This is a genomic window from Pontivivens ytuae (assembly GCF_015679265.1).
In the GTDB taxonomy this organism is placed as follows: Bacteria; Pseudomonadota; Alphaproteobacteria; order Rhodobacterales; family Rhodobacteraceae; genus Pontivivens; species Pontivivens ytuae.
The window spans coordinates 1,405,221-1,430,530 of the sequence record NZ_CP064942.1; the positions used below are offsets into that span (position 1 = coordinate 1,405,221).

At 68.2% G+C, this 25,310-nt stretch carries 28 protein-coding genes; 16 read left to right on the top strand and 12 right to left on the bottom strand.

Going from position 1 to position 25,310, the window contains the following annotated elements; genetic code table 11:
- The first annotated feature begins 138 nt into the window (after nucleotides 1-138).
- A complete protein-coding gene (locus tag I0K15_RS06790; RefSeq protein WP_196105396.1) occupies nucleotides 139-1,146 on the top strand; it encodes a branched-chain amino acid ABC transporter permease in 1,008 nt (335 codons plus the stop codon).
- Nucleotides 1,143-2,453 (top strand): branched-chain amino acid ABC transporter permease, encoded by a 1,311-nt coding sequence (locus tag I0K15_RS06795; protein ID WP_196104635.1) that lies wholly within the window; start codon nucleotides 1,143-1,145, stop codon nucleotides 2,451-2,453. The genes I0K15_RS06790 and I0K15_RS06795 overlap by 4 nt, the downstream gene beginning before the upstream one ends.
- A 38-nt stretch (nucleotides 2,454-2,491) precedes the next feature.
- Here I0K15_RS06795 and I0K15_RS06800 read toward each other — a convergent pair whose 3' ends face one another.
- The 3 genes from I0K15_RS06800 to I0K15_RS06810 all read right to left on the bottom strand — a co-directional run bounded on the left by I0K15_RS06800 (nucleotide 2,492) and on the right by I0K15_RS06810 (nucleotide 4,957).
- Nucleotides 2,492-3,217 carry an enoyl-CoA hydratase/isomerase family protein gene (locus I0K15_RS06800; RefSeq protein WP_196104636.1) on the bottom strand — a complete coding sequence of 242 codons (726 nt, stop codon included), beginning with the start codon at nucleotides 3,215-3,217 and terminating at the stop codon, nucleotides 2,492-2,494.
- Nucleotides 3,214-3,999: an exodeoxyribonuclease III gene (locus I0K15_RS06805; RefSeq protein WP_196104637.1), complete on the bottom strand. Its 786-nt coding sequence runs from the start codon at nucleotides 3,997-3,999 to the stop codon at nucleotides 3,214-3,216. The genes I0K15_RS06800 and I0K15_RS06805 overlap by 4 nt, the downstream gene beginning before the upstream one ends.
- Nucleotides 4,000-4,270: 271 nt before the next feature.
- Nucleotides 4,271-4,957 carry a response regulator transcription factor gene (locus I0K15_RS06810; protein WP_196104638.1) on the bottom strand — a complete coding sequence of 229 codons (687 nt, stop codon included), beginning with the start codon at nucleotides 4,955-4,957 and terminating at the stop codon, nucleotides 4,271-4,273.
- Nucleotides 4,958-5,131: 174 nt separating this feature from the next.
- Here I0K15_RS06810 and ribA point away from each other — a divergent pair, with 174 nt between their 5' ends.
- Together ribA and I0K15_RS06820 are read left to right on the top strand one after the other, a co-directional pair.
- Entirely contained in the window at nucleotides 5,132-6,211 is a 1,080-nt protein-coding gene (gene ribA, locus I0K15_RS06815) for a GTP cyclohydrolase II (RefSeq protein ID WP_196104639.1), read from the top strand.
- 56 nt (nucleotides 6,212-6,267) lie between these two features.
- Nucleotides 6,268-6,717 carry a L,D-transpeptidase family protein gene (locus tag I0K15_RS06820; protein ID WP_230374321.1) on the top strand — a complete coding sequence of 150 codons (450 nt, stop codon included), beginning with the start codon at nucleotides 6,268-6,270 and terminating at the stop codon, nucleotides 6,715-6,717.
- On the opposite strand, the gene I0K15_RS06825 is transcribed toward I0K15_RS06820, so the two are convergent.
- Nucleotides 6,708-7,361: a YggS family pyridoxal phosphate-dependent enzyme gene (locus I0K15_RS06825; protein WP_196104641.1), complete on the bottom strand. Its 654-nt coding sequence runs from the start codon at nucleotides 7,359-7,361 to the stop codon at nucleotides 6,708-6,710. The two genes, I0K15_RS06820 and I0K15_RS06825, sit on opposite strands and share 10 nt — an antisense overlap.
- Nucleotides 7,362-7,462: 101 nt before the next feature.
- A complete protein-coding gene (locus I0K15_RS06830) occupies nucleotides 7,463-8,482 on the bottom strand; it encodes a porin (RefSeq protein ID WP_196104642.1) in 1,020 nt (339 codons plus the stop codon).
- 226 nt (nucleotides 8,483-8,708) lie between these two features.
- On the opposite strand from I0K15_RS06830, the gene I0K15_RS06835 reads away from it, so the two are divergent.
- The 5 genes from I0K15_RS06835 to I0K15_RS06855 are packed head-to-tail and all read left to right on the top strand — an operon-like array spanning nucleotide 8,709 to nucleotide 13,988.
- Complete coding sequence (locus I0K15_RS06835; RefSeq protein WP_196104643.1) at nucleotides 8,709-9,218, top strand: DUF3576 domain-containing protein; 510 nt, start codon at nucleotides 8,709-8,711, stop codon at nucleotides 9,216-9,218.
- Between the two features lie 41 nt (nucleotides 9,219-9,259).
- On the top strand, nucleotides 9,260-11,836 hold the full coding sequence (leuS, locus tag I0K15_RS06840) for a leucine--tRNA ligase (RefSeq protein ID WP_196104644.1): 2,577 nt from the start codon (nucleotides 9,260-9,262) through the stop codon (nucleotides 11,834-11,836).
- Nucleotides 11,826-12,347 carry an LPS assembly lipoprotein LptE gene (gene lptE / locus I0K15_RS06845; RefSeq protein WP_196104645.1) on the top strand — a complete coding sequence of 174 codons (522 nt, stop codon included), beginning with the start codon at nucleotides 11,826-11,828 and terminating at the stop codon, nucleotides 12,345-12,347. Before leuS ends, lptE begins: the two co-directional genes overlap by 11 nt.
- Nucleotides 12,344-13,366, top strand: coding sequence for a DNA polymerase III subunit delta (gene holA / locus I0K15_RS06850; RefSeq protein ID WP_196104646.1), 1,023 nt, complete (start codon nucleotides 12,344-12,346; stop codon nucleotides 13,364-13,366). Before lptE ends, holA begins: the two co-directional genes overlap by 4 nt.
- Nucleotides 13,367-13,376: 10 nt before the next feature.
- The gene (locus tag I0K15_RS06855) at nucleotides 13,377-13,988 is read left to right on the top strand and encodes a glutathione S-transferase family protein (protein WP_196104647.1); all 612 of its coding nucleotides are present in this window, start codon (nucleotides 13,377-13,379) and stop codon (nucleotides 13,986-13,988) included.
- A gap of 9 nt (nucleotides 13,989-13,997) precedes the next feature.
- Here the strand turns inward: I0K15_RS06855 and I0K15_RS06860 are convergent, their stop codons facing one another.
- The 3 genes from I0K15_RS06860 to I0K15_RS06870 form a co-directional block, all read right to left on the bottom strand.
- The gene (locus I0K15_RS06860) at nucleotides 13,998-14,525 is read right to left on the bottom strand and encodes a hypothetical protein (protein WP_196104648.1); all 528 of its coding nucleotides are present in this window, start codon (nucleotides 14,523-14,525) and stop codon (nucleotides 13,998-14,000) included.
- A gap of 154 nt (nucleotides 14,526-14,679) precedes the next feature.
- Nucleotides 14,680-15,789, bottom strand: a complete 1,110-nt coding sequence (locus tag I0K15_RS06865) for a TRAP transporter substrate-binding protein (protein WP_196104649.1) — start codon at nucleotides 15,787-15,789, stop codon at nucleotides 14,680-14,682.
- An 11-nt stretch (nucleotides 15,790-15,800) separates the two neighbouring features.
- The gene (locus I0K15_RS06870; RefSeq protein ID WP_196104650.1) at nucleotides 15,801-16,862 is read right to left on the bottom strand and encodes a hypothetical protein; all 1,062 of its coding nucleotides are present in this window, start codon (nucleotides 16,860-16,862) and stop codon (nucleotides 15,801-15,803) included.
- Between the two features lie 105 nt (nucleotides 16,863-16,967).
- Here I0K15_RS06870 and I0K15_RS06875 point away from each other — a divergent pair, with 105 nt between their 5' ends.
- Nucleotides 16,968-17,282 carry an HNH endonuclease family protein gene (locus tag I0K15_RS06875; RefSeq protein ID WP_196104651.1) on the top strand — a complete coding sequence of 105 codons (315 nt, stop codon included), beginning with the start codon at nucleotides 16,968-16,970 and terminating at the stop codon, nucleotides 17,280-17,282.
- An 8-nt stretch (nucleotides 17,283-17,290) separates the two neighbouring features.
- Here I0K15_RS06875 and I0K15_RS06880 read toward each other — a convergent pair whose 3' ends face one another.
- Together I0K15_RS06880 and I0K15_RS06885 are read right to left on the bottom strand one after the other, a co-directional pair.
- A complete protein-coding gene (locus I0K15_RS06880; RefSeq protein WP_196104652.1) occupies nucleotides 17,291-18,046 on the bottom strand; it encodes an SDR family NAD(P)-dependent oxidoreductase in 756 nt (251 codons plus the stop codon).
- Between the two features lie 13 nt (nucleotides 18,047-18,059).
- On the bottom strand, nucleotides 18,060-18,512 hold the full coding sequence (locus I0K15_RS06885) for an SRPBCC family protein (protein ID WP_196104653.1): 453 nt from the start codon (nucleotides 18,510-18,512) through the stop codon (nucleotides 18,060-18,062).
- Between the two features lie 48 nt (nucleotides 18,513-18,560).
- Here I0K15_RS06885 and I0K15_RS06890 point away from each other — a divergent pair, with 48 nt between their 5' ends.
- From I0K15_RS06890 to lpxK, 6 genes are read left to right on the top strand one after another with little or no spacing between them, the layout of a single operon-like run.
- Nucleotides 18,561-19,904 (top strand): TldD/PmbA family protein, encoded by a 1,344-nt coding sequence (locus I0K15_RS06890; protein ID WP_196104654.1) that lies wholly within the window; start codon nucleotides 18,561-18,563, stop codon nucleotides 19,902-19,904.
- The gene (locus I0K15_RS06895) at nucleotides 19,891-20,691 is read left to right on the top strand and encodes a 3'(2'),5'-bisphosphate nucleotidase CysQ (protein ID WP_230374322.1); all 801 of its coding nucleotides are present in this window, start codon (nucleotides 19,891-19,893) and stop codon (nucleotides 20,689-20,691) included. The genes I0K15_RS06890 and I0K15_RS06895 overlap by 14 nt, the downstream gene beginning before the upstream one ends.
- Nucleotides 20,692-20,746: 55 nt before the next feature.
- Nucleotides 20,747-20,989: a DUF4170 domain-containing protein gene (locus I0K15_RS06900; protein WP_196104655.1), complete on the top strand. Its 243-nt coding sequence runs from the start codon at nucleotides 20,747-20,749 to the stop codon at nucleotides 20,987-20,989.
- A 10-nt stretch (nucleotides 20,990-20,999) separates the two neighbouring features.
- Nucleotides 21,000-21,743, top strand: coding sequence for a lysophospholipid acyltransferase family protein (locus tag I0K15_RS06905; RefSeq protein WP_196104656.1), 744 nt, complete (start codon nucleotides 21,000-21,002; stop codon nucleotides 21,741-21,743).
- Nucleotides 21,740-23,023, top strand: coding sequence for a 3-deoxy-D-manno-octulosonic acid transferase (locus tag I0K15_RS06910; RefSeq protein ID WP_196104657.1), 1,284 nt, complete (start codon nucleotides 21,740-21,742; stop codon nucleotides 23,021-23,023). The genes I0K15_RS06905 and I0K15_RS06910 overlap by 4 nt, the downstream gene beginning before the upstream one ends.
- A complete protein-coding gene (gene lpxK / locus I0K15_RS06915; protein ID WP_230374323.1) occupies nucleotides 23,020-23,997 on the top strand; it encodes a tetraacyldisaccharide 4'-kinase in 978 nt (325 codons plus the stop codon). Before I0K15_RS06910 ends, lpxK begins: the two co-directional genes overlap by 4 nt.
- Here the strand turns inward: lpxK and I0K15_RS06920 are convergent.
- Both I0K15_RS06920 and I0K15_RS06925 read right to left on the bottom strand, forming a co-directional pair.
- Nucleotides 23,987-24,562, bottom strand: a complete 576-nt coding sequence (locus I0K15_RS06920) for a cytochrome P460 family protein (protein ID WP_196104659.1) — start codon at nucleotides 24,560-24,562, stop codon at nucleotides 23,987-23,989. The two genes, lpxK and I0K15_RS06920, sit on opposite strands and share 11 nt — an antisense overlap.
- 129 nt (nucleotides 24,563-24,691) lie before the next feature.
- Nucleotides 24,692-25,288 carry an MlaC/ttg2D family ABC transporter substrate-binding protein gene (locus I0K15_RS06925; RefSeq protein ID WP_196104660.1) on the bottom strand — a complete coding sequence of 199 codons (597 nt, stop codon included), beginning with the start codon at nucleotides 25,286-25,288 and terminating at the stop codon, nucleotides 24,692-24,694.
- Nucleotides 25,289-25,310 lie beyond the last annotated feature (22 nt).

Below are 25,310 nucleotides of genomic sequence, written 5' to 3' on the forward strand. Positions count from 1 at the left end.
GAAGAGCCGTGCCGCGGCGGGCGACGGCGCAAAAGCGCCCTCCCGGGGGGAGGGTCGGGCGCTGCCCGGGCTGGTCGCCCGAGCGATGTGGCGCCCGGCAGGCGCGGCGGCGCCTCTACGGATCCGGAGCGAAGAATGATCGACCTCCTCAACGCCTTCGTCCTGTTTTCGAACTTCGTGCTGGTACCCGGCGTGGTCTATGGCAGCCAGCTCGCACTCGGCGCGCTCGGGGTGACGCTGGTCTATGCCGTGCTGCGTTTCTCGAACTTCGCGCATGGGGACCTGATGGCGTTCGGCACCGCGGGGGTGATCCTGTTCACGTGGTGGCTGCAGTCGATGGGCGTGTCCGCCGGGCCGCTGCCCACGGCGCTGATCGCGCTGCCGGTCGGGATCCTCGCCGCCGTGCTCATGAGCCTGCTGATGGACCGGACGGTCTACAGCTTCTACCGCAAGCAGCGCTCCGCCCCCGTGGTCTTCGTCATCGCGTCGGTCGGCGTGATGTTCGTGCTGAACGGTCTCACCCGCCTCATCATCGGCCCCGATGACCAGCGCTTCGCCGATGGGGAGCGGTTCATCATCCGCGCGCGCGATTTCGAGGCGTGGAGCGGGCTGGAGGAAGGGCTGGCGCTGCGCACGACGCAGGTTCTGACCGTCGTGGTCGCCATCATCATCGTCATCGCCCTCTTCCGCTTCCTCAACCACTCGCGGATGGGCAAGGCGATGCGGGCCTATTCCGACAACGAGGATCTCGCGCTGCTCTCCGGCATCGACCCGGCGAAAGTGGTGTTCTGGACCTGGGTGATCGCGGCCGGGCTCGCGACGGTGGCGGGCACGCTCTACGGCCTCGACAAGTCGTTCAAGCCGTTCACCTATTTCCAGCTCCTGCTGCCGATCTTCGCCGCGGCCATCGTGGGGGGCATCGGCAACCCGGTGGGTGCGATCGCGGGCGGGTTCGTCGTCGCGTTCTCGGAGGTCACGGTGACCTACGCCTACCGGCGGGTGGTGGAGTACGTCGTGCCGGGGTGGGAGCCTGACGGCCTGCTCCAGCTCCTTTCCACCGACTACAAGTTCGCGGTGTCGTTCCTCATCCTCGTGGTCGTGCTGCTCGTCCGGCCCACGGGCCTGTTCCGGGGGAAGGTGATATGAGCCAGCCGCTTCGCATCGTTCTGCTCTATTCCGCCATGCTGGCCGCCATCGCGGCGGTGGGCCTCGTGCAATCCTGGCCGCTGGCGCTGTCGATCCTGAACCTCTGCCTGATCTCCGCGATCATGGCGCTGGGGGTGAACATGCAGTGGGGCTATGGCGGCCTCTTCAACGTCGGGATCATGGGGTTCGCGGCCCTTGGCGGGGTCGCGGGCGTGCTCGTGAGCCAGGCGCCGCGGCCCGAGGCATGGGCGGCGGGCGGCGTCGGCCTCGTCTCTGCGCTGCTGTCGCTGGGCGTGACTGTGGTGCTCGCAAGCTATGGGCGGAAGCTCCTGCCGGAGAAGCTGCGCGGGATCGGTACGGTCCTGATCATCGTGATCGGCTACTTCGTCATGCGCCGCTTCTTCTACCCGGCCGTGGACGCGATCGAGGCGCAGAACCCCGCGCAGTTCGGCAATATCGGCGGCGCGGGTGCGCCGATCATCCTGAGCTGGATCGTCGGCGGTCTCTTCGCCGCCGGGGCCGCCTGGCTGATCGCGAAGATCGCGCTGGGGCTGCGGTCGGACTACCTCGCCATCGCGACGCTGGGGATCTCGGAGATCATCATCGCCGTGCTCAAGAACGAGGACTGGCTGACGCGGGGGGTGAAAAACGTCTCCGGCCTCGATCGGCCGGTGCCCTACGAGATCGACCTGCAGCGCGCCGACTGGTTCATCGGCTGGGCGCAGAGCCTCGGGATGGACACGGTGGAGGCCTCCACGATCTTCGTCCGGCTCTGCTATGCAGCACTGTTCCTCGGCGTGCTCGTCATCCTGATGTGGGTGGCCGAGCGGGCGCTGAATTCGCCCTGGGGCCGGATGATGCGGGCGATCCGGGACAACCGCGATGCGGCCGCCGCCATGGGCAAGGACGTGACCGCGCGGCACATCCAGGTCTTCGTCCTCGGCTCGGCGGTGGTTGGCGTGGCGGGTGCGATGCTGACTACGCTCGACGGGCAGTTCACGCCGGGCACGTACAACCCGCTGCGCTTCACCTTCCTGATCTGGGTGATGGTGATCGTCGGCGGCTCCGGCAACAACTGGGGCGCGGTACTGGGCGGTTTCCTGATCTGGTTCACCTGGGTGCAGGCGGAAAACTGGGGGCCGATGGCGATGGAGGCCGTGACGGGCTGGATGGCGGCGGACAGCGCGCTGCGGGCGCATCTGCTGGATGCCGCGCCGCATATGCGGCTCTTCATCATGGGGCTGGTGCTGCTCGTGACCCTGCGGTTCTTCCCCCGGGGGCTGGTGCCGGAGCAAGTGCGACGGTAGCGCCGCCTCCGGCGGGGATATTTGAAGACAGATGAAGGTCAGGCGCGTTTGAAGGCGGGCCTGCGCTTTTCGCGGCGGGCAGCAAGCGCCTCTGCATGGTCGCCGCTGGCGAAGCACGCGGCAACGCGGGGTTCGGCGTCGTCGGCTGCGTTGAGGCTGCGTTTCATGCCTTCGATCGCGAGCGGGGCGAGGCGGGCGATGGTGGCCGCGCGGGCTTCGGCGGCGGCCGCGAGTTCATCGACAGAAACGAGGTGCTCGACGATGCCGGCGGTGGCGACGGCCTCTCCCTCCAGCGTTTCGGCGGCGAGGAAGAGGCGGCGGGCGGTGTCGGGCCCGAGGCGGGCGGAGGCCCGAGCAATCGCCTCGCCGGGATAGTGGACGCCGATGGCGGCGGCGGGCACCGCGACCTTCATCCCCTCCACCCCGATGCGGAAGTCGCAGGCAAGCGCGAGGTCGAGGCCCGCGCCAAACGTCCCGCCGTTGAGCGCGCCGATCACGGGCACGCGCAGCGTCGCGATCCGGGTGGAGAGCCGGGTGAGCGTGAGGTCCGGGCGCAGCCCCGCTTCCAGCTCCGCGAAATCGGCCCCGGCGCAGAAGGTGCTGCCCTGCCCCGTCAGGATCAGGACGCGGAGCGTGGTGTCCTCCTCGACCTCCTGCAGGCGGGCGGCCATCTCCTCCATATCGGCGATGCGCAGGGCGTTGCGCCGCTCAGGTGCGGCGAGGGTGAGGCGGGCGACGGGGTCGTCGCGGTCAAGCTCGATCATGGGGCGAAGGTCGCGAAGACCGGGGCGTGGTCGGACGGTTTCTCCCACCCGCGCACCTCGCGCAGAACCCGGGCGCTGCCGGCAACGTGGCCCGTGTCGGGTGTTGCCCAGATGTGATCGAGACGCCGGCCCTTGTCGGCGGCCGACCAGTCCTTCGACCGGTAGGACCACCAGGAAAAGAGGCGCCCCTCCGGAATGTCGTCGCGCACCACGTCGGCCCAGCCGCCGTCGCTGCGCACCTTCTCCAGCGCCTCGACCTCGACGGGGGTGTGGGAGACGACCTTGAGGAGCTGCTTGTGGCTCCACACGTCATCCTCCCGCGGGGCGATGTTGAGGTCCCCGACGACGATCGACTTCGCCTGCCCCTCGCGGCCCCAGGCGGCCATGTTGTCGAGGAACTCCAGCTTGTGGGCGAATTTCGGGTTCGCGTCCGGATCGGGCTCATCACCCCCCGCCGGAACGTAGAAGTTGTGGATGGTGATTCCGTTTTCGAGCCGCACCGAGCAGTGCCGGGCATGGCCTGTATCACAGAAGGTTCGCGTCCCTGCATTTTCTACCGGAAGGCGAGAGAGGATGGCGACGCCGTTATATCCCTTGTTTCCCTCGGCCACGATGTGGCTGTAGCCGAGTGCCGCAAAGCGGTCCGCGGGGATCTTGTCGACCGGCGACTTCGTCTCCTGCAGGCAGAGGACGTCCGGCGCCTCCTCGGTCAACAAACGTTCGACGATATCGGCGCGCAGGCGGACCGAGTTGATGTTCCAGGTGCAGATGGTGACGCTCACGGGGGCCTCCCTTTTGGAGCCACACCATTGCGGAGGCGGCCGCAGGCCTCAAGTCCTGTAAAACACCCTTAAAGAGAAAGCGCCCGACCTGGTGTCCAGGCCGGGCGACAATCCCTTGTGGCAGCCACTTTGGAGGGGGGGATAAAGTGGCCTGGCCAGCCGCCTATGTGGGGGGCGACGACTGACATATCCGATTATGCGCAGGCATTCGCATTTTTCAACTGACGCGTACAAAACCTGCCATATTTTCCCTCAAAATTGACCAAACTTTTCAAGAAACCAATCGGTAACCCCCTGATTCCGTGACAAGGAGGGCCGCATTGCTCGGGTCCGCCTCGATCTTCTGACGCAGGCGGTAGATGTGGGTTTCCAGCGTGTGAGTCGTTACCGCCGCATTGTAGCCCCAGACTTCGTGCAGCAGAACGTCCCGCGCGACGACCCCATCATTGGCGCGGTAGAGGAACTTGAGGATGTTGGTTTCTTTTTCGGTCAGACGGATCTTCTTGTCGTCTTCGGTGATCAACATCTTGGCCGACGGCTTGAACGTGTAGGGACCGACGGTGAATACCGCGTCCTCGCTCTGCTCGTGCTGCCGCAACTGTGCCCGGATCCGGGCGAGCAGCACCGGAAACTTGAAGGGTTTGGTGACGTAATCGTTCGCCCCGCTATCGAGGCCGAGGATCGTGTCGGCGTCGGTGATGTGTCCAGTGAGCATGACAATCGGACATTTCACGCCCTGCTTGCGCATCAGCCGGCAGAGCTCGCGGCCATCCATGTCGGGCAGTCCCACGTCGAGGATCACGAGGTCGTAGAGCCCCTGCTTCGCCTTATCGAGACCCTCTGCACCGGTCCCGGCTTCGAAGACGTCGAACTCCTCGGTCAGGACCAACTGGTCGGCTAGGACCTCACGCAGGTCCACATCGTCGTCGACCATCAGGATCTTCTTCAGGTTGCTCATGGGATGTCCCCTCTTCGATACTTGCCTGCGCCCTGACATGCGCAGCGGCGGGTTTTCGCGCAAGAAATGCGTCAGCGTCTCACCAAGCTGTGTCCAGTGACATGCAATTGTTTCATCTTTCCGCGCGACGCGCCTATATCCTTTCGGAGGAGAGGCCGGGGCAAGGATCGGAACATGGCTTTGGGACCATCTGTCGAGGAGCGGATCGCGCGGGCGCGGGGTGACCTGCGCATCGGCATGCCCGTGCGCCTCGGCAACGCCCTGATCGCGGCGGTGGAAACGCTGACGGTGGAGCGGTTGGCCGATCTGCGCGCGCTGGGGGGTGAGCTAACGCTGGCCCTGACGGCGCGGCGGGCCGGGACCCTGCGCGCGCGTGCCTATGACGGCGACGTGGCCCGGGTCGTGGTGCCCGCGGATGCCGATCTGACCTGGCTGCAGGCCTCCGCCGATCCGGCGACCGATCTGGCGCATCCGATGCGCGGGCCCTACGCCACGCTGCGCGAGGGCTCGGCCGATCTGCATCGCGGCGCCATTGCGCTGGCCAAGCAGGCGCATCTGTTGCCGGCCGCGGTGGTGGTGACCGGGATCGATGTGGAGACGCCGGCGCAGCAGAACGGTCTGTCGGAGCTGCCGCTCGACGCCCTGATGTCCCATATCGGTGACCACTCCCCGCTGGAGCAGGTCTCCTCCGCCCGCGTTCCGCTCGTCGTCTCGCAGGCGGGTCGGGTCCATGTCTTCCGGCCCCGCGACGGGGGTGAGGAGCACTACGCGGTCGAGATCGGCAGTCCGGACCGCTCGAAACCTGTCCTGTCCCGCCTGCATTCGGCCTGCTTCACCGGCGACCTCGTGGGCTCGCTGAAATGCGATTGCGGCCCGCAGCTTAGCGCCGCCCTCGATCAGATCGGGGCGGAGGGCGCGGGTGTGCTGCTCTATCTCAATCAGGAGGGGCGCGGCATCGGCCTCGCCAACAAGATGCGGGCCTATTCGCTGCAGGATCAGGGCTTCGACACGGTGGAGGCGAACCACCGCCTCGGCTTCGAGGATGACGAGCGCGACTTCCGGCTGGGGGCCGAGATCCTGCTGGCCATGGGCTTCTCCGCGGTCCGGCTGATGACCAACAATCCCGGCAAGGTCGCGATGATGGAGGCCTCCGGCCTCGACGTAGCCGAGCGCGTGCCGCTGCGCGTCGGTCAGACGCCGGAAAATGCCGCCTACCTCGCCACGAAGGCAGCGAAGAGCGGCCATCTGCTTTGAACCGTCCCACGGACCTGGTGATCCGGGGGCGCATGGCTCTATATCGGGGGCGGCGGATGCCATGTGCGATCGGGCGCTCTGGGATTACCAAGGCCAAGCGCGAAGGCGACGGCGCGACGCCCGCCGGCGCCTATGAATTGCTGCAAGTGATGTGGCGTGCCGATCGGGGCGCACGGCCCCGGACGGCGCTGCCGACCTCTCCGCTCTCCCCGGCCGATATCTGGTCCGACGATCCGCGCGATCCCGGCTACAACCGACGCCATCGCGGGCGGGACCATAGCTTCGGCCATGAGAGGATGTGGCGCAGCGACGGCCTCTACGACATCGTGGTGGAGACCAGCCATAATGCGCGCCCGCCGGTGCCGGGAGCGGGCTCCGCGATTTTCGTGCATCTGTGGCGGGCACCGCTGCGCGCGACGGAGGGCTGCGTGGCCTTTTCGCGCCCGGATCTCGAATGGATCCTGGCGCGGTGGCGGCCTCGGGACCGCCTCGTCATTCAGTCGTAGTCGCGCGCCCCGAAGAGAGCCGAGCCCACGCGGACATGCGTCGCGCCAAGCGCGATCGCCTGCTTGTAGTCACCGCTCATCCCCATGCTGAGTCCTGTCAGCCCGTTGCGCGCCGCGATCTTGCCGAGCAGCGCGAAATGCAGGCTCGGCTCCTCCTCCGCCGGGGGGATGCACATCAGGCCGGCGAGCGGCAGGTCCATGGCGCGGACCTCGGCAATAAAGTCGTCCGCCTCGGCCGGGGACACGCCTGCCTTCTGCGGCTCCTCACCCGTGTTCACCTGGATGAAGAGCTCGGGCGAGGCGCCACGCTCCTGCGCCAGATCGGCAAGGCGCCGGGCGAGCTTCGTCCGGTCAACGGTGTGGATGGCATCGAACAGCTCGACCGCTTGGCGGACCTTGTTGGACTGGAGCGGCCCGATCAAATGGACCTTGGCGTCGGGATACTGCTCGCGAAAACGGGGCCACTTGCCCACGGCCTCCTGCACCCGGTTCTCGCCGAACAGGCGGTGGCCCGCCTGCAACACCGCCTCGACCCGCGCATCGGGCTGCACCTTGGACACGGCGATGAGGTGAACGTCATTGCGCGGCCGCCCGGCCCGCTCGCAGGCCTCGGCAATCCCGCTCTCGATCTCGGCAAGTGACATGGCGCGCTCCTCCTCGGACGCGCGTTATGGCGGGGTGGCGCGCAAAAGAAAAGGGCGGGTCCGAAGACCCGCCCTTCCCAAACCGTTCCGATCCGAGTGGATCAGAAGGACATGCCGATGCCGGCGCCGACGCGCAGCTCGTCAACATCGTCGGAACCCGCTTCTTCGGTCTCCTGGTAACCGATAGCTGCGACGAAGTCTGCACCGCCGCCGAGATCGTACTCCATGAAGGCACCGTAGCCGAGTGCTTCAGCGTCGGTCTCGTCAGCTTCGTTGTAGTCGATGTTCACACCGACGCCCGCTGCGCCAAGGGAGAACTCGGCGGATGCAGCGATGTTGAACTCTTCGTCATCGCCGTTCGCTTCGCTCTCGATGTCGGCAAACGAATAGGTTGCGGTCAGCTCAACGCCGCCCAGCTCTGTGCTGCCGGAGATACCGAAAACCTGCGAACCATCGAGGTCACCGTCACCAGCCAGCGTCTGGTACGCGATACCGACGTTTGCGAAGTCACCGAGATCGAAGTTTGCACCGATGCCGTATGCGTTGACGTCCGAACCGCCGTCCTCGTCTTCACCGTCCTCGTAGGAGACGGAGAACGTAGCAGCGGCAAGCGCCAGATCGTAGCGGATGATCTGTGCGTCACCAGTGATGTCGGCGGCGTTATCGGCGTTATCATCGACGGCGCCGTCGAAGCCATCGTCGCCGAGGTCAACAGTACCCAGCACGGAGCCTTCGAGGTAGAAGTCAGCTTCGTCAGCCAGACCGCCACCAGCAACTTCGATCATTGCCTGGTCGAATGCACCGTTGGTGTCACCACCGGTGATCGTACCAAACGCGCCGGAGATGAACGCAGACGTGTCGGTCGCTTCGCTGTCGTCCAGGAACACGCCGGTCGCACCGAAGGAGATGCCGCCGTCGGTCACGCCGGTCAGCGCGAACGACACTTCGTAGTCGTTGTGCACACGGATCGCGTCGCCGGAGCCTTCCGTCGCGTCGGTGTCCTGATAGGTGAGGCCGAGCTCGGCGTCGCCGGAGATTGCGATGTTTGCATTCTGTGCGAACGAAGCGCCGGCGAAGCCGAACGCAACGAGTGCCGTGGAGGCGAAGAGCACGTTCTTCATGGGTTGTCCCTCGTGAGTTAAAGGTACACCGACACTCACACCCCTGTGAGGCGGTTGAGGGGAAAATCGGCAAACTGGCCTCAATCGTCAAAGGGTTTCGCCGTGAGGTCTCGCATAACGCGATTGCTGATGCCGCGATGTCACAGTGCGTGCAGCCGGCCTTTCCGGACCAAAACGCTTGTTCACACCCCGGCGCCTCTATAAGACAGGGCGACGAAGATCGCGGATGGAGCACTCACCCTTGCCTCACTATGCGAAGACCGCCGCCGTACTCAGCATTCTGACGCTCGCGGCCTGCGGCGGAGAAGAGTCGGCCGAGCGACAGCTCGCGAACGCTCCCGTGCAGCCCGGCGAGGGGCTCAGCATCAATCGCGTGCTGTCCGGCGAGCTGTTCCAGAACCAGGGCCCCGCGCTCAACGTGAATGCGTTCCTGTGGCGCGCCTCGCTGGATACGCTGGACTTTTTGCCGATCGCCTCGACCGACCCGTTTGGCGGAGTCATCACGACCGACTGGGGTGCGCCTGCGGCTCTCGTGGGCGAGCGTTACAGGGCTGTCGTGGTCATTCAGTCGGATGAACTTTCGGTGGATTCGCTTCGGCTCGGGCTCTTCCGGCAGGTCCGGGACGAGGCCGCCTGGGTGGACGCTCCGGTGGCGGAGCAAACGACCCGGCAGCTCGAAGACGCCATCCTTCTGCGCGCCCGCCAGTTGCGCCGGGACGACGCGCTCAACCGCTGATAGGCTCCGGGAGAAGCCCGGACGCCAGATGAGAGATCCAGATGTCGCGATATAACGCCCGCGTCACCGAGCCCAAATGGCAACAGGTCTGGGCCCGATCCCGTGTCTTTTGCGCAACTCGGGACGTCACAAAACCGAAATACTACGTGCTGGAGATGTTCCCGTATCCATCCGGCCGCATTCACATAGGCCATGTGCGGAACTACACAATGGGCGATGTGATCGCGCGCTACAAAAAAGCGCGCGGCTTCAACGTTCTGCACCCGATGGGATGGGACGCCTTCGGGATGCCGGCCGAGAATGCCGCGATGGAGAAGGGCGTCCACCCCGGCGACTGGACCTACCAGAACATCGCTGACATGCGCGAGCAGATGCAGCCACTGGGCTTCTCCCTCGACTGGGAGCGGGAATTCGCGACCTGCGATCCCGAATACTATGGTCAGCAGCAGGCGCTGTTTCTCGACTTCCTAGAAGCCGGGCTGATCGACCGCAAGAAATCGGTGGTGAACTGGGATCCCGTCGACATGACCGTGCTCGCCAACGAGCAGGTGGAGGACGGGCGCGGCTGGCGCTCCGGCGCGCTGGTGGAGCGCAAGGAGCTCACCCAGTGGTTCTTCAAGATCTCCGACATGGCCGACGAGCTGTTGGAGGCGATCGACACGCTGGAGGAGTGGCCGGAGAAGGTGCGCCTGATGCAGGCCAACTGGATCGGCAAGTCGCGCGGCCTGCAGTTCAGCTTCGACTTCGCGAGCGGTCTCGACGGGTTCGAGGCGCTGGAGGTCTATACCACGCGCCCCGACACGCTGATGGGCGCGAGCTTTGCCGCGATTTCGCCTGACCACCCGCTGGCCAAGGCGCTGGAGGAACAGCGTGACGACATCAAGGCCTTCAACGAGGAATGCCGCCGCGGCGGAACCTCGGAAGAAGAGATCGAGAAGGCGGAGAAGCGCGGCATCGACACCGGGCTGACCGTGACCCACCCGCTCGACCCGGATTGGGAGCTGCCGGTCTGGATCGCGAACTTCATCCTGATGGACTACGGCACGGGCGCGATCTTCGGCTGCCCGGCGCATGACCAACGGGACCTCGACTTCGCGCGGAAATACGGCCTGCCGGTGCAGGACGTCTACATGCCGGTCGATGGTGGCGAGCCGGTGGAGAACGAGGCCTTCGTGCCGCCAAAGACCGAGAAGGTCCGCTATGTCCGCGGCTTCGCGGGCGACGAGGTGCAGACCGGCGACGAGGGTGTCGCCGCCGCCATCGCCCATGCAGAGGCGAGCGACTACGGCACCGGCGTCACCAAGTATCGCCTGCGCGACTGGGGTCTGTCCCGCCAGCGGTACTGGGGCGCGCCGATCCCCATCGTCCATTGCGAGGACTGCGGCCTCGTGCCGGAGAAGAAGGAGAACCTGCCCGTCGAGTTGCCGAAGGACGTGGATCTGTCCGTCCCCGGCAATCCGCTCGACCGGCATCCGACCTGGCGCGACGTGCCCTGCCCCGCCTGCGGCAAACCGGCGAAGCGCGAGACGGACACGATGGACACCTTCGTCGACTCGTCCTGGTACTTCGCCCGCTTCACCGCACCCGATGCGGAGACACCAACGGATCCGGAGGCCGCGGCCTACTGGATGAACGTGGACCAGTATATCGGCGGGGTGGAGCACGCGATCCTGCACCTGCTCTACTCCCGCTTCTTTGCGCGCGCCATGATCCGCACCGGCCACCTGCCGGAGGGCGCGGCCGAGCCGTTCAATGCGCTCTTCACCCAAGGCATGGTCACGCACGAGACGTACTCGACCAAGGACGCGCAGGGCCGCACGGTCTGGCATTCCCCGTCCGAGGTAGTGCGTACCGACAGCGGCGCGAAGCTGGAGGATGGCACGCCGGTCGAGATCGGCCCGGTCATCAAGATGTCGAAGTCGAAGAAGAACGTCGTCGACCCGATGGAGATCATCGACCAGTACGGGGCCGACACCGCCCGCTGGTTCGTCATGTCCGACAGCCCGCCGGAGCGGGACGTGGAGTGGACCGCGGCCGGCGCCGATGCCGCATGGAAGCACCTGCAACGGGTCTGGCGGCTGGTCGCCGAGCTCGAAGAGACCCCGCCCGCCGTTGATGAGAAGGACGGGGCGGAGGCGATCGCCCTGCGCCGCCTCACCCACCGAACCATCGCGGACGTGACCGCCTCGATCGAAGGCTTCTCCTTCAACAAGGGCGTTGCGAAGCTCTACGAACTGACCAACGCCATCGCGAAGGCGAAGGGCGGCGCGGACGTGGCACGGGCCAAGCGCGATGCGCTGAGCGCCCTCGCCCAGCTCATGCAGCCGATGACCCCGCATCTCGCCGAGGAGATGTGGGAGGCTCTGGGTGGCGAGGGACTTCTGGTCAACGCGCCCTGGCCGGAGGCGGACGAGGCGTACCTGGTCAAAGACACCGTGCTGCTGCCGATCCAGATCAACGGCAAGAAGCGCTCCGAGATCACGGTGGCCAAGGACGCCGACCGCGAGACGGTGGAAGCCGCGGCGCTTGCCGATGAGGCCGTGCAGCGCGCCCTCGACGGCAAGGCACCCCGCAAGGTGATCGTCGTGCCCGGCCGGATCGTGAACCTTGTCGCCTGACCGGCGGCATATCCTCGCGCTCCTCGCACTGGCCCCGCTCGCCGGATGCGGGTTCGAACCGCTCTATGGATCGGCCGCCGCCGGATCGGAGCTGCGCAACCGGATCCGCGTCACCAATATCGAGGGGCGGGAGGGGTTCTTCCTGCGCGAGCGCCTGCTGCGCCGCTTCGGCACGCCGGCGGAGGACGCGCCGCTGATCCTCGACGTGGAGCTCACGACCTCGACCCAGGGCCTCGCCATCACGCAAGACGCGGACATCACGCGGATCAACCTGCGCGGCGAGGCGGTCTACAGCCTGCGCGCGAGCGGCAATCCGGAGGTCCTGCTCACCGACCGGCTGATCGGCAACGCAGGCTACTCCGCCCCCGCTTCGACCGAGGATCAGGAGCCCATCGCCTCCCCCCTCGCCGCGCGGGTGGCGGAGGAGGATGCGCGCCAGCGCGTGGCGGAGTATCTGGCCGAGCAGATTGCCGACCGCGTCCTGATCGCCGCCGAACAGTTCGAGATATGAAGCTCGCCCCGCGCGACTGGCCAGCCTTTCTGAAGCGCCCCGATGTCTCCAAGGCGGGGCTTCTCCTCTACGGACCCGACGCGATGCGGATCGCGGACCGCCGCAAGGCGCTGGTCGAGGCCCTCGTCGGCCCGCAGGGTGCGGAGGAGATGCGGTTCGAGCGGATGGCCGCCAGCGAGCTGCGCAGCGATGCGGCCCGGCTGGCCGATGCGCTGAAGGCGCAGGGTTTCTTCCCGGGCCAGCGCGCCGTGCTGGTGGAGGACGCGACGGACGGCCTTGCGAAGTCGATCTCCCCCGCGCTGGAGGATTGGCGGGAGGGGGACGCGTTCCTGCTCGTCACCGCCGGTCAGCTCACCGCCCGTTCCGCCCTGCGCAAGCTCTTCGAAGGGGCGGGCAACGCCTATGCGCTCGCCATCTACGCCGACCCGCCGGGGCGGGAGGAGATCGAGGCGATGATGGAGAAGGCGGGCGTTGCGGCCGCCGGCGACGCGATGGCCGCGCTCACCGCCATGGGCCGCACGCTGGAACCGGGGGATTTCGCCCAGCTCCTCGAAAAGCTGGCGCTCTACAAGCGCGGCGACAACGAGCCGCTGACGGTGGCGGAGATCGAAGCGCTCGCGCCCCAGACCGCCGACGATAACGTAGATGCGCTCGTCGCGGCGGTGGCGGACTGCATGGTGCCGCGCATCGGCCTCGCCATGTCCCGGCTCGAGGCGCAGGGTGCGAACCCCACCACCATCTGCATCGGTACGACCCGCCATTTCCGCCAGCTCCACGCCGCGGCCGGCGCCGGTGGCCGCGCCGAGGAGGCGCTGCAACGCCTGCGCCCCCCGGTCTTCGGCCCGCGGCGCGATGCGATGGCCGCTCAGGTCCGCGCCTGGGGCCTGCCGCGCCTCGAACGCGCTCTGATGGCGCTGACCGAGACCGATCTCGCCCTGCGCGGCGGCAGCGGCGCGCCCGCGATGCCGCTTCTCGAACGCGCGCTCATCCGCGTCGCGATGATGCGCCCCCGGACCTGAAGGAGAGCCCATGACCTACACCGTGATCGGCAGCCCGACGAGCCGCGCCATGCGCGTGATGTGGGCGCTGGAGGAGTTGGGGCAGGACTACCAGATCAACCCCGCCTACCCAGCGACGCCCGAGGCGAAGAAGTACAACCCGTCGGGCAAGATCCCCGCCCTCGTGGTCGATGACAGCGTCATCACCGAGTCCATGGCCATCGTCCAGTTCCTCGCCGACCGCCATGGTGCGCTGACCAAACCGGCGGGCACGCTGGAGCGGGCGGAGCAGGACGCACATGTCCACTTCCTGCTCGACCAGATGGACAGCGTGCTCTGGACCGCCTCCAAGCACACCTTCGTCCTGCCAGAGGAGCACCGCCATCGTCCGGTGAAGGACACGGCGCGCTACGAATGGGCGATCGCCGTCGAGCGGCTGGAGGAGCGGCTGGGCGACGGCCCGTTCCTGATGGGCGAGACCTTCACCGTGGCCGACATCCTCGCCGCGCACTGCCTAAGCTGGGCCAAGGCCGCGAAGTTCGAGGTAGCGAGCGAGGGTGTTGCCGCCTACGGCAAGATGTGCCGCGCGCGCCCCGGCTTCCGCAATGCGCTGGAACGGGCGGCCGCGCTCAAGGCGAGCTGAGGTCGCGCCTCAGAACTGCCGCCGCAGGCCCACCACCAGCGCGTTGGAGCCGTTGAACTCGCCGGTCAGCCCGAAGGCGTTCGACCGGTGGTGGATGCGGGTGATGATCTCCGTCTCGCCGGGGCCGTCGAAGGCCGCCTCGGCCATCCAGTAGATGTTGAACCGCTGCGCGCCGCCGTCCCGCTCGATCTCGAATTCCGGCTCCACGTCGGTGATCGAGGGGCCGAGGCCGAAGGCGAGGCTGTCGAGCGGCCCGCGCCCGACATCGAGCCGGGCGGTGACCAGCGCATTCGCCTCCCACACCTCCTGCTCCCCGAAATGGCGGACGATCTGCCCCTCGACCTCGAACACCGATCCGATGGGGCGCGACAGGGCGAAGCCGACGAGGCCTGGCTCCTGAAAATCGACATTCGGCGGCCAGAGGACCTCCTGCCAGTCGTTGTCGGTGAGCACGCCGCCGAAGATCGCGACCGACGGGCGGTCATTTGCCTGGGCGGCACCGGCGAGCATCAACAGGACGCAGATGGTTCTGAGCAAGCGACACCTCTCAAAGCTCCCACGAGAGGTGCGCGGAGCCGTTCATGAACAAATGGCAACGAATGACCTCACGGCAATACGGGCGGCGCAAATTGCCGCGCCCTGTGGCGGGCCAAATGGAAAGGGCGGCACGGGGCCGCCCTTTCCTGCGAAATCAAAACGTCTCGTCGAAGACCGGGATCGCGATGTCCCGGCGCGCGAAATAGGCGGCGAAGGTGGAGGCGTTCCACTCCATCAGCCCGCGCTGGTAAGCGAGGAAGCTCTCGTTGATCCGGCGGCCCAGATCGTCGTCCTCCGCCACCGAGGCGCGGACGCGGTAGGCAACCTCGGCGAGGCGATCGAAGACCTCCTCCGGCAGCTTGGTGGGCTGCGTGCCGAACTCCATCAGCATCTGGCTGAGCGCGTGGCCGTTGCCCGCGTAGTATTGCGAACAGGCAAGGCTGTTCTCCATCGCCGCCGCCGTCTCGATCACCGCCTGGTCGCGCGGGTCGAGCTGGTTCCACAGCTCCAGTCCGATGCCGAGGCCCGACACCGTGCCCGGCTCCTGGAAGCCCGGGAAGATGTAGGTGGCCAGCAGCTTGGGGAAGCCGAAGGCGAGGTCGTCGTTCGGCCCAACCCATTCCAGCGCGTTGATCTGCCCGTCGAAGAGCGCGTCAACGATGGCGCCCGCGGGCGTCGTCACCGTCTCCGCCCCCAGCTCGCGCAGCACCGCGCCGCCCAGGCCCGGGATCCGCATCGTGAGGTCGGAGAAATCGTCGACGCTGCGGATCGGCTCGTTGAACCAGCCGCCCATCTGCACGCCGGTGCCACCGCAGGCGATGGTCCGCACGCCGAAACGGGCGCCGAGCTCGTTCCAGAGCTCCTGCCCGCCGCCGAAGGCGAGCCAGCCATGCATCTCCGTCATCAGGAGGCCCAGCGGCACCGAGGTGAAGAAGTTGAAGGCCCGGTGCTTGCCCTGGAAGTAGTAGTCGGCGGAGTGATACAGCTCCGCCCGCCCGTCGGCCACGGCGTCGTGCACGTCGAACGGTCCCACAAGCTGCCCGGCCGAGAACACCTCGACCTGCAGCCGCCCGTCGGAGAGATCCGTGATGTTCTGCGCCGCGCGCCGGGCCGAGCCGTCGAGGATGGCGAGGGCGGAGGGCCAGGAGGTCACCATGCGAAGCTGGCGCACACCCTGCGCATAGAGCGGTGCGGCAAGCGCGGCGGGGGCTGCCGCGGCGGCGCCGAGGGCCGTGCGGCGGGAGATCTTGGTCATCTTGCTCATCTTTCGTCCCCTCACGCCGGCAGGTTGCGGGCCCGCGCCTCGGTAAAGGCGGCCTCGCTCACACGGGTCCAGTTCTGCACCGCCCGGCCGAAGCGGGTATAGGCGCGCCAAGCTTCGCGGGCCTCGCCCTCCAGCGCGTCGAGCGCCTCGTACTCGGCCCGGGAGGCGTCCATCATGGCGGTCCAGACCGGCTGCGGCAGCGCGCCGATGGTCAGGCTCGCGTTCAACCGCAGCGCCTGGTGCGCCAGCGCGTTGGCCTGCATGGCCCGTGCATTCGCGCGGTAGGTCACGGCCGTCGTGGCGGCGCGAACCGAACGCTGCGCGCTGTCGCCCAGCCGACCCCAGGCCGCTTCGGAGATGTTGAGCGACACAGCGGCACTCGGGCACGTCGGCGCGTCGAGGTAGAGATAGGCGAGTGCGTTCTGCCGGTCGTCGTACTGCTCGCCGAGCGGGCCGGTCTGCACCAGCGTCGCGCGGGCCGGGAAGCCCGACGGCGCCGCCGTCGGCTGCACAGTGACCCCGAGACGCGCGAGCACGTTGGCCGCGAGGCCCGTCGTCGCCGCCGACTGGCCTGCGAAGGCAGACACGTCGTCGAGGGCGGAGGCCGACCAGAGCGGCGTCGCACCGGAATCGCCCATGAGGAACGGCACCTTGCCGTGGGTCGCGGACAGCGCCGCCCAGACCTCGCTGCCGGTATCGGCGCGGATCCACGCTTCCAGCTCACGCTCGGTCAGACCGCCGGGCACGGCGGCGAAGAGGCCATAGGCCGGGGAGACGTCGAACCACAGATCCTCGGTCCCGAGGATCCCGTCCACCTCACCGGTCTCAAGCTGCAGGCGCACGTCGGCAGCCTCGCGCCCCGAGAGGTCCTCAAAGGAGATCTGGACGGCCCCGTTGGTCAGCGCCGACAGGCTTTCGGCAAAGTCGGCACCGATGGCGGCCCGTCCGGTCGCACCCAGGCCGAACACCGTTCCGACCACCAGGGTCTGACGCGATTGCGCCCGAGCCGGCGCTGCCGCGGCGGCGGCGATACCCGCACCGGCCGACCCGCGGATGAAATCTCTTCTGTCCATGAAACCCTCGTCTTCGTGCGCCGTGTTTTCGCACTTGCAATAACGGCGATAGGTCAAAACTGTTGTACCATTAATGACACTTTTAGGCATAATTCTGAACAGAACATGCAGAAAAATGATGACGGTTACCCGCTATGCGGGTTGTGCGGCCGGCCTATCCCGCCAGAGGCGAAACAAAGCCTCCACCACCTCGTCCCCAGGCTGCGCGGCGGCAAGGGCGGGCCGACGGTGCTGCTCCATCAGATCTGCCATAACGAGATCCATTCGGTACTCACCGAAAGCGAGCTCGCCCGCGACTTCAACACCTTGAAAAGACTGCGCGAACACCCGGGGCTGGCGAGGTTCATCGCTTGGGTCGCGAAGCGGGAGCCCACCTTCCACTCCCGCACCGTCGGCGGCCATCGCAAGCGGCGTCGGTAGCTCCGGCGCTACTCGATCAGCCCCACGCGCCGCCGGATATCCTCGTCGCGCAGGCTCACGTCGGTGCCGGCGAAGACCGCGCCCTCGGGGCCGCAGAGCCACAGGATCGCCTGGGCTGGCCATTCGGGTGGGATGTGGTCGGACCAGTCGAGCTGGCTGACGGGGTTGACGCCGGAGGCCTTGATTTCGCGCTGCATCTGCGTGGCGACGGTCCCGGGCGAGAGGCCCACGCAGCGGATGCGGCGGCCCTCCTCCTTGTCGACGCAGGCGGTCAGCATCTTGGCCGCCGCCTTCGAGGCGCAGTAATGTGACCAGCCTTCCAGCGCGTTGACGGCCGCGCCTGAGGAGATGTTCACGATCACGCCGCCCTCGGGCAGCACCGGCAGCGCGGCCCGAATACCGTTGAACGTCCCGGTCGCGTTGATGTTGAAGGCTTGCGCCCAGGCGACCGGATCGCTTTGCGCCATCGTCGCCACCGGCTCGATCACGCCGGCATTGTTCACGAGGATGTCGAGCCCGCCGAAGGCGTCGACCGCCTGCGCCACCGCGCTCTCGACGCTCGCGTAGTCGGCCACGTCGCAGGTGGCCGCCAGCGCCTTGCCGCCATCGTTCCGGATGCTCTCCGCGATTTCGCCGATGCGGCCCGAGGAGCGGGCGGCCAGCACGACCGCGGCGCCCTCCTCCGCCAGGGCGCGCGCCGTCGCCTCCCCGATCCCGCGCGAGGCGCCGGTGACGAGTGCGACCTTTCCCCTGATCCAGTCCATGGCGTGGCTCCTTCTAGGCCGGCAGATAGCGGCAGGTGATCGACAGCGCCTGCCGGTGGCGGTGTCGCCTCCGGTAGACATATCCGGCGAAGCGGGAGGTTGGCCATGTCTGCCAGCCCGCGTCGATGATCACGTGGTCCGACCAGCGGACGCGGTCGCCGTCGGGCTGGACGCTGAGCGTGTGGTCCCAGCGGCGGATCGCGCCACCACCCTCCCGGCTCCGGATCACGCGGGCGGCGCGGTCCAGCCGCGCGACATGCATCCGGTGCCCGCGGTTGCGCAGCACGCGCCAGATCGTCACGTCCACCTTGTAGGTGCGGCCCTCCTCCACATCCGCATCGGGCAGGCCCTCGTAGACGGCGAGGCCGCGCATCGCCTCCTGCATCTCGCGAAAGTCGAGGGCGGCGGCGAAGATCGCATCCGCGTCGCCGTCATACGTCGCCTCGATCTCGACCCGGATGGCCATGCGGACCTCCCCTTGACCCTGCGTTCAGGGCGGGCCAATTCGGTGCCCATGACCCAGAACCTCTCCGACCTCACCCACGCCCTGATCGACGCCGCGAAGAAGGCGGGCGCCGATGCGGCGGACGCCGTCGCCATCCGGGACGATACGCTCTCCATCGAAGTGCTCAAGGGCCGGCTGGAGCAGGCGGAGCGCAGCGAGGGGACGGAGATCGGGCTGCGCGTCTTCGCGGGCAAGCGGCAGGCGAGCGTGTCCGCCTCCGACACCCGGCCCGAGATGATCGAGACGCTGGCCCAGCGCGCAGTCGCCATGGCGCGGATCGCGCCGGAGGATCCGCATGCGGGGCTGGCCGATCCGGGGCAGCTTGCGGGCGATGTGTCCGCGGCGGCGCTCGATCTGGAGGACGACGCCCGCCCCGACCCGGCGACGCTGGAGGAGATGGCGCTCGCGGCCGAGGCTGCAGCGATGGCCGTTCCCGGCGTCAGCCAGATGCAGGCGACGGGTGCCGGGGCCTCCACCCGGGCCATGCACCTCGCCGCCAGCAACGGGTTTTCGGGCGGCTACGGGCGCACCGGATATTCGCTATCGGCCGTCGCGATCTCTGGCGAGGGGCTGGGGATGGAGCGGGACTACTTCGGCGACAGCCGCACGCACCTCGCCGACCTGATGTCGCCGGAGGAGATCGGGCGGATCGCGGGCGAGCGGGCGGTGGCGCTTGCCGGTGCCTCCAAGCCGCCCACGGGCCGCTATCCGGTGATCTATGACGAGCGGATCAGCTCCGGTGTGATCGGCCACCTGCTCGCCGCCATCAACGGCAACGCGGTCGCGCGCGGCGCGAGCTGGCTGAAGGACGCGATGGGTGAGGCTGTGCTGCCCGCGGGCCTCGACCTGATCGAGGATCCGCACCGCGCCCGCGCCACCGGCTCCCGCCCCTTCGACGGGGAGGGGTTGCCGACCGGGCAGAAGGCGCTGGTGAAGGACGGCGTGCTGCAAAGTTGGGTGCTCGACCTTGCCACGGGGCGAAAGCTGGGGCTGGAGAGCACAGGGAACGCGGCGCGCGGCGTTTCGGGCTCACCGTCTCCCTCGGTGGGCAACCTCTCGCTGACCCAAGGCGCGCACAGCAAGGAAGAACTGATGCGGGAGATGGGGACGGGCCTCCTCATCACCTCGCTAATCGGCGCCTCGATCAACCCGACCACAGGGGATTACTCCCGCGGCGCCAGCGGCTTCTGGATCGAGAACGGGGAAATCGCGCGCGCCGTCAACGAATGCACCGTTGCTGGCAATCTGCGGGACATGCTGCGCACGATCGTCCCCGCGAACGACGCCCGCACGCATCTGAGCCGCGTCGTACCCTCGCTGATGGTGGAGGGGCTGACCATTGCAGGCGCCTGAGACCGACGACCTCGCGCTGCTGATCGACGCCGCGCGGGCCGCGGGCGAGATCGCCATGCGCCATTTCGGCCGCGCCCCCGAGGTGTGGGAGAAGGACGCGGGCCAGGGTCCCGTCACGCAGGCCGACCTCGAAGTGAACACGATGCTGGAGGCCGAGCTCGCCGCCGCTCGCCCCGACTACGGCTGGTTGTCGGAGGAGACGGAGGACACGCCCGTCCGGCTGGAGCGGGAGCGCACCTTCATCATCGATCCCATCGACGGCACCCGCGCCTTCATCGAGGAGAAGGACGCCTTCGGCCACGCGCTGGCCATCGCCGACCGCGGAGAGATCGTGGCGGGCGTCATGTACCTGCCTGCCCGCGGTGAGCTCTACGCCGCCGCCCGCGGCCACGGGGCGACGCTCAACGGCACCGCGATCCGCACCTCGACCCGTGACGCGCTCACCGGGGCGAAGGTTGCCGCCCCGCGCAACCAGCTCAAGCCGGAGCACTGGCCCGGCGGCGTGCCGGACATCGCGCACACCATGCGCCCGGCGCTTGCCTGGCGGCTCTGCCTCGCCGCCGATGGCAACCTCGACGGCATGTTCACCTTCCGCCCGGTCTGGGAGTGGGACGCGGCCGCGGGCAGCCTGATCGCGAGCGAGGCCGGCGCCGCCGTCACCGACGGTGTGGGCCGCACGCCACGCTTCAACTCCGACACGCGGCGGCTCGACGGCATCATCGCGGCTCCGGCCCCGCTGACGGCCGAGATCATCGCCCGCCGCGGCGTCGGCGCGCCCGCTTCTTGACCTTGGACCGGCCACGGCTAGGGTGCGCGCCATCCATCCGGACTTGGAGATCCCCATGACCCAGCGCCTTCATCTCGTCTTCGGCGGAGAGCTCGTGAACCCGCAGTCGACCCAGTTCACCGACGTCAACGACATCGACATCGTGGGCATCTTCCCCAACTACGCGACCGCCTACAGCGCGTGGAAGGATGCGGCCCAGCGCACCGTCGACAACGCGCATACCCGCTACTTCATCGCGCACCTGCACCGCCTGCGGGACGAGGAGGTCGCCGCCTCGCCGACCGAAGAGCTGGGCTGACCGCCCGCCCATGCGCCTGCTCAAATCCGCCCGGACACAGGAGAGACTGATCGCATTCGGCACCGCGATCATGGTCGCCTACCTGCGTCTGGTGCTGGCCACGGCCCGGTTCAGCTATGCCGGGAACACGGATTTGCAGCAGCGCGCGCGGGCCGGGAACGCGAGCTTCATCATGTGCTCCTGGCACAGTCGCCTCATCATGGTGACGCACGAGGCGCAGAACGGGCTGAAGGCGCACGGCATCGCCTCCCGCTCCGAGGACGGGGATCTCGCGGCCCGGCTGCTCATCCCCTTCGGCATCGGGCTGATCCGCGGCTCCTCGGCCAATCCCAGGAAGCCGTCGAAGGACAAGGGCGGGGCGGCGGCACTGGTCGGCGCCATCGCGTTCCTCCGAAAGACCGACGACGCGGTGGTAGCCCTGACGCCCGACGGCCCGCGCGGGCCGCGGGGCCGCTGTCACCACGGGGTGGCGACGATGTCGATCCGCTCCGGCAAGCCGGTGGTGCCCATGGCGTGGGCCAGCCGCCACGCCATCGGGCTGTCGACCTGGGACCGCTTCCTCGTCCCCCTGCCCTTCAGCCGCATCACCATCGTCTGGGGACCGGAAATCACCCCACCGCCGCGCGACGCGATGGAGGCGGAGTTCGAGCCCTTCCGCCTGCGCATCGAGGCCGCGATCACCGACGTCACGCGCGAGGCCGACCGCATCGCCGGGCGCCGCACAATCTTCACGCCGGAGGAGGTCGCCGCATGAGCTCCTTCGCCCTCGGCCTCTACCACCTCTTCTCCCGCTTCGGCGGCGGGCTCGCGCGACGCACCCTCGACCGGCGGATCGCGGCCGGCAAGGAGGATGTGGAGCGGGTGGGCGAGCGCATGGGCGTGCCCGGCCTGCCCCGCCCGGAGGGGCCGCTCATCTGGTTCCACGCGGCCTCCGTCGGCGAGTCGCTCTCCATCCTCGACCTTGTGCGACGGTTGCGGATGCAGCGACCCAACATCCACATCCTCGTCACGACCGGCACGATCACCTCGGCCCGGCTGATGGCCGCCCGCCTGCCCGAGGGGGCGATGCACCAGTTCTACCCGCTCGACGTGCTGGTCGCGGTGCGCCGCTTCCTCGACCACTGGCAGCCCGACGTAGCGCTATGGACGGAGAGCGAGCTGTGGCCAACCATGCTCAGCGAGCTGCGCAACCGGAAGATCCCGACGGTGCTCATCAACGCGCGCATGTCGCAGAAGAGCTTTCGCGGCTGGAAATGGGCGCCGATCGCCGCCCAGCGCATCATCGGCGGCTTCGACCTGATCCTCGCGCAGGACAAGGACACCGCCGAACGGCTGAAGCAGCTCGGCGCGAAGCCCGCCACGCTGCATCTCAGCGGCTCGCTGAAGGATAGCGCCGCGCCGCTCCCCCATGACGAGGCGGAGCGCAAGCGGATCGCCGCCCGGCTCGCCGGCACCCAGGTCTGGTGCGCCGCCTCCACCCATCCGGGTGAGGAAGAGATCGCGGTCGACGCCCATGCCCGCGTCCGCCTCACCCATCCCGGCCTCATCCTGATCCTCGTGCCCCGCCACCCGGATCGTGGGCCGGAGATCGCGGAGCGCCTGACGGCGCAAGGCTGGCGCGTCGGCCTGCGCAGCCAGGGGGAGAAGATCGGGCAGGAGCAGGCGATCTATGTGGCCGATACGCTCGGCGAACTGGGTCTGTGGTACCGGATTGCGCCGGTGTCCTTCATCGGCGGATCGCTGGTGGATGCGGGCGGGCACAATCCGTACGAGCCCGCGGCCCTGGGCTCCGCCATCCTGAATGGCCCCTACGTCTCCAACTTCACCGACGCCTACGGCCGGCTGAGCATGACCGGCGGCGCGCGGCGGGTGAGCAACGCGGCCTCGCTGGCCGCCTCGGTGACGGAGCTGCTGAGCCCCGACGCGGCAGCGGCGATGGCGACGGCGGCATGGGACGTCGCCTCCGCCGGGGCGGATACGCTCGACCGGGTGGCGGACCGGCTCGCGCCCCTGCTCGACCGGATCGACACGTGAGCCGCGCGCCCGGCTTCTGGTACCGCCCGCCCGGCCTCGCCTCCACGCTGCTGAGCCCGCTCGCGGCCCTCTGGCGGTGGGAGACGGCACGGCGGATTGCGAAGGGGACCCCCGCGACGGTCGGCGTGCCGGTGATCTGCGTCGGCAACCTCACCGTGGGCGGCACCGGCAAAACGCCAACCGTCATCGCCCTGCTCGACCGCCTCTCCGCCCGGGGGCTCAAGGCGCACGTCCTCAGCCGCGGCCATGGCGGCAAGGAAACCGGGCCGCTTCAGGTCGATCCGGCGCGCCACACCGCCGCCGATGTCGGGGACGAGCCGCTGATGCTGTCCGCCTTCGCCCCCACCTGGATCGCCCGTGACCGCGCCGCCGGGGCGCGGGCCGCTGCGCAGGCCGGGGCGGAGGTCATCGTCATGGACGACGGCTTCCAGAACCCCGCGCTCGCCAAGGATCTTTCGCTGATCGTCGTCGACGGCGAGACCGGCTTCGGCAACGGGCGCATCGTACCTGCCGGACCGCTGCGGGAGCCGGTCGCCGAGGGCATCGCCCGCGCCGACCTCGCACTGATCGTCGGCGGGGACAACATCTCCACGATTACAGAACAGATCGCGCCGCTCCCGACCCTCCAAGGCTGCATCGCGCCGCTGCAGACCGGAATGCCGTGGCAGGGCTTCCGCGCGCTCGCCTTCGCCGGGATCGGGCGGCCCGCGAAGTTCTTCGCGACGCTCCGCGAACTCGGTGTCGATGTCGTCGCCACCCGCGCCTTCGGCGATCATGAGCCCTACGCCCTGCCCGTCCTGAAACGGCTGGAACAGGAGGCGCTGTCGCACCGCGCCCGCCTCGTCACCACGGAAAAGGACGCCGCCCGTCTGCCCGCCGAATGGCGCGCGAAGGTCAGCGTCCTGCCCGTGCGTCTGGAGCTGGAGGATGGCGCGGCGCTCGACGCCGCGCTCGACCGCGTCCTCAGTTCGTGAGGCGGACCTCCTCCAGCGGATACCCCATGCTGTCCTGGTCCTCGAACGCCGCGTGGCAGTCGTGGCAGAACTGCTGGGAGATGCCCATCGGGTTGCCGTTGGGCTGAACCGCGGAATAGACCCAGTTGTCGAACTCGTCCGCGGTGCCCGCCGCGACCTTCTCCATGATGAAGAGGGGGCCGTTGCGCACCGCGCCCGTGTCCTGGAACTTGAAGCTCTCCTTCGCGAGGACCGAGCCCACCGGCATCGAGAAATCGCCGATCTCGTAGGTGAGGTACTGCTCCGCCGCGATGTCGTTGGCGAAGGTCATCAGCAGGCGCTCGCCATGCGGACCGGCAAGGCCCGGGCGCGTCGCGGTCGGTGCCCAGTCGCGGTACTCGGCCGCGACAGCGTTGTCACCGGCGGCATAACCGGCAGCGAGGGCGTCCGCGACGCAGGAATAGACCTCGTTCACCTGTTCGGCGGTCAGCTCCCAGGGATCGGCATCCCCGATGCTGCACTCCTGAGCGACGGCGGCGGTGCCGAAAAGGGCGAAAGCGATGGCGAGCGGGAGGGCTGGCGTCATTGGGATTCTCCATTGCGGATACAAGAGTGGCGCATCGTCGCCCTGACGATGCGCCACCGATTGTTTCCAGAGAATTCACAACGCTACACGGTCACGTGATAGCTGAAACCATTCCCTCAGCGCTGCCGTTCAGCCCTGCGTCGGCAGGTCCCGGATCAGCGCGTCGATGTCGCCGCCGCGACGGTCGAGCATCTGGGAGACCGCCGCCCGCTCGGTCGCGAGCAGGGACACGCCCTCGGCAATGATGTCGATCAGAAGCGGCTGGCCCGAGCGGTCGGAGAACTGCCATTCGACCTCCACCGGGGAGGCGCCGGGCCGTGTCACGGTCGTCATCACCACGACGCCGCGCTGGCCGAGGTCACGCGCGCTGTTCACCGCGGTGGAGCCGCCGTTGTACTCGCTGAACTGGCTGCCGTACTTGTTGGCGACGTAGTCGCGGAACGCCGCGATGAACGCCTCCTGCTGCGCTGGCGTCGCCGTGCGCCAGGGCGCGCCGAGCACGTAGCGGGCGATCGCGCCGGTATCGGCGTAGCGGTCCATCGTCTCCTTGAACGCGGCCTGCTTGGCGGCCAGCGGCTGGGCGGAGTTCACGTATCCCTCGACCTCGGTCACGATGGTCTGGGTCAGCGACTGCGCCTCCTGCGGGGTCAGCGCCTCGACGGAGAGCGGGGCGACTGCGAGCAGCGCGGCAGCGGCCGCCGCACGGATGCGATAAGGGAAGGTCATGCCGGAAATTCCTTTCGAACGC

What these genes read in the sequence shown, in the direction of transcription:
- I0K15_RS06795 (WP_196104635.1), top strand. Translation starts at nt 1,143, where the DNA reads ATGAGCCAGCCGCTTCGCATCGTTCTGCTCTATTCCGCCATGCTGGCC.
- I0K15_RS06800 (WP_196104636.1), bottom strand. Translation starts at nt 3,217, where the DNA reads ATGATCGAGCTTGACCGCGACGACCCCGTCGCCCGCCTCACCCTCGCC.
- I0K15_RS06810 (WP_196104638.1), bottom strand. Translation starts at nt 4,957, where the DNA reads ATGAGCAACCTGAAGAAGATCCTGATGGTCGACGACGATGTGGACCTG.
- ribA (WP_196104639.1), top strand. Translation starts at nt 5,132, where the DNA reads ATGGCTTTGGGACCATCTGTCGAGGAGCGGATCGCGCGGGCGCGGGGT.
- I0K15_RS06820 (WP_230374321.1), top strand. Translation starts at nt 6,268, where the DNA reads ATGCCATGTGCGATCGGGCGCTCTGGGATTACCAAGGCCAAGCGCGAA.
- I0K15_RS06825 (WP_196104641.1), bottom strand. Translation starts at nt 7,361, where the DNA reads ATGTCACTTGCCGAGATCGAGAGCGGGATTGCCGAGGCCTGCGAGCGG.
- I0K15_RS06830 (WP_196104642.1), bottom strand. Translation starts at nt 8,482, where the DNA reads ATGAAGAACGTGCTCTTCGCCTCCACGGCACTCGTTGCGTTCGGCTTC.
- I0K15_RS06835 (WP_196104643.1), top strand. Translation starts at nt 8,709, where the DNA reads ATGGAGCACTCACCCTTGCCTCACTATGCGAAGACCGCCGCCGTACTC.
- leuS (WP_196104644.1), top strand. Translation starts at nt 9,260, where the DNA reads ATGTCGCGATATAACGCCCGCGTCACCGAGCCCAAATGGCAACAGGTC.
- holA (WP_196104646.1), top strand. Translation starts at nt 12,344, where the DNA reads ATGAAGCTCGCCCCGCGCGACTGGCCAGCCTTTCTGAAGCGCCCCGAT.
- I0K15_RS06855 (WP_196104647.1), top strand. Translation starts at nt 13,377, where the DNA reads ATGACCTACACCGTGATCGGCAGCCCGACGAGCCGCGCCATGCGCGTG.
- I0K15_RS06865 (WP_196104649.1), bottom strand. Translation starts at nt 15,789, where the DNA reads ATGAGCAAGATGACCAAGATCTCCCGCCGCACGGCCCTCGGCGCCGCC.
- I0K15_RS06870 (WP_196104650.1), bottom strand. Translation starts at nt 16,862, where the DNA reads ATGGACAGAAGAGATTTCATCCGCGGGTCGGCCGGTGCGGGTATCGCC.
- I0K15_RS06875 (WP_196104651.1), top strand. Translation starts at nt 16,968, where the DNA reads ATGCAGAAAAATGATGACGGTTACCCGCTATGCGGGTTGTGCGGCCGG.
- I0K15_RS06880 (WP_196104652.1), bottom strand. Translation starts at nt 18,046, where the DNA reads ATGGACTGGATCAGGGGAAAGGTCGCACTCGTCACCGGCGCCTCGCGC.
- I0K15_RS06885 (WP_196104653.1), bottom strand. Translation starts at nt 18,512, where the DNA reads ATGGCCATCCGGGTCGAGATCGAGGCGACGTATGACGGCGACGCGGAT.
- I0K15_RS06890 (WP_196104654.1), top strand. Translation starts at nt 18,561, where the DNA reads ATGACCCAGAACCTCTCCGACCTCACCCACGCCCTGATCGACGCCGCG.
- I0K15_RS06900 (WP_196104655.1), top strand. Translation starts at nt 20,747, where the DNA reads ATGACCCAGCGCCTTCATCTCGTCTTCGGCGGAGAGCTCGTGAACCCG.
- I0K15_RS06905 (WP_196104656.1), top strand. Translation starts at nt 21,000, where the DNA reads ATGCGCCTGCTCAAATCCGCCCGGACACAGGAGAGACTGATCGCATTC.
- I0K15_RS06910 (WP_196104657.1), top strand. Translation starts at nt 21,740, where the DNA reads ATGAGCTCCTTCGCCCTCGGCCTCTACCACCTCTTCTCCCGCTTCGGC.
- I0K15_RS06920 (WP_196104659.1), bottom strand. Translation starts at nt 24,562, where the DNA reads ATGACGCCAGCCCTCCCGCTCGCCATCGCTTTCGCCCTTTTCGGCACC.
- I0K15_RS06925 (WP_196104660.1), bottom strand. Translation starts at nt 25,288, where the DNA reads ATGACCTTCCCTTATCGCATCCGTGCGGCGGCCGCTGCCGCGCTGCTC.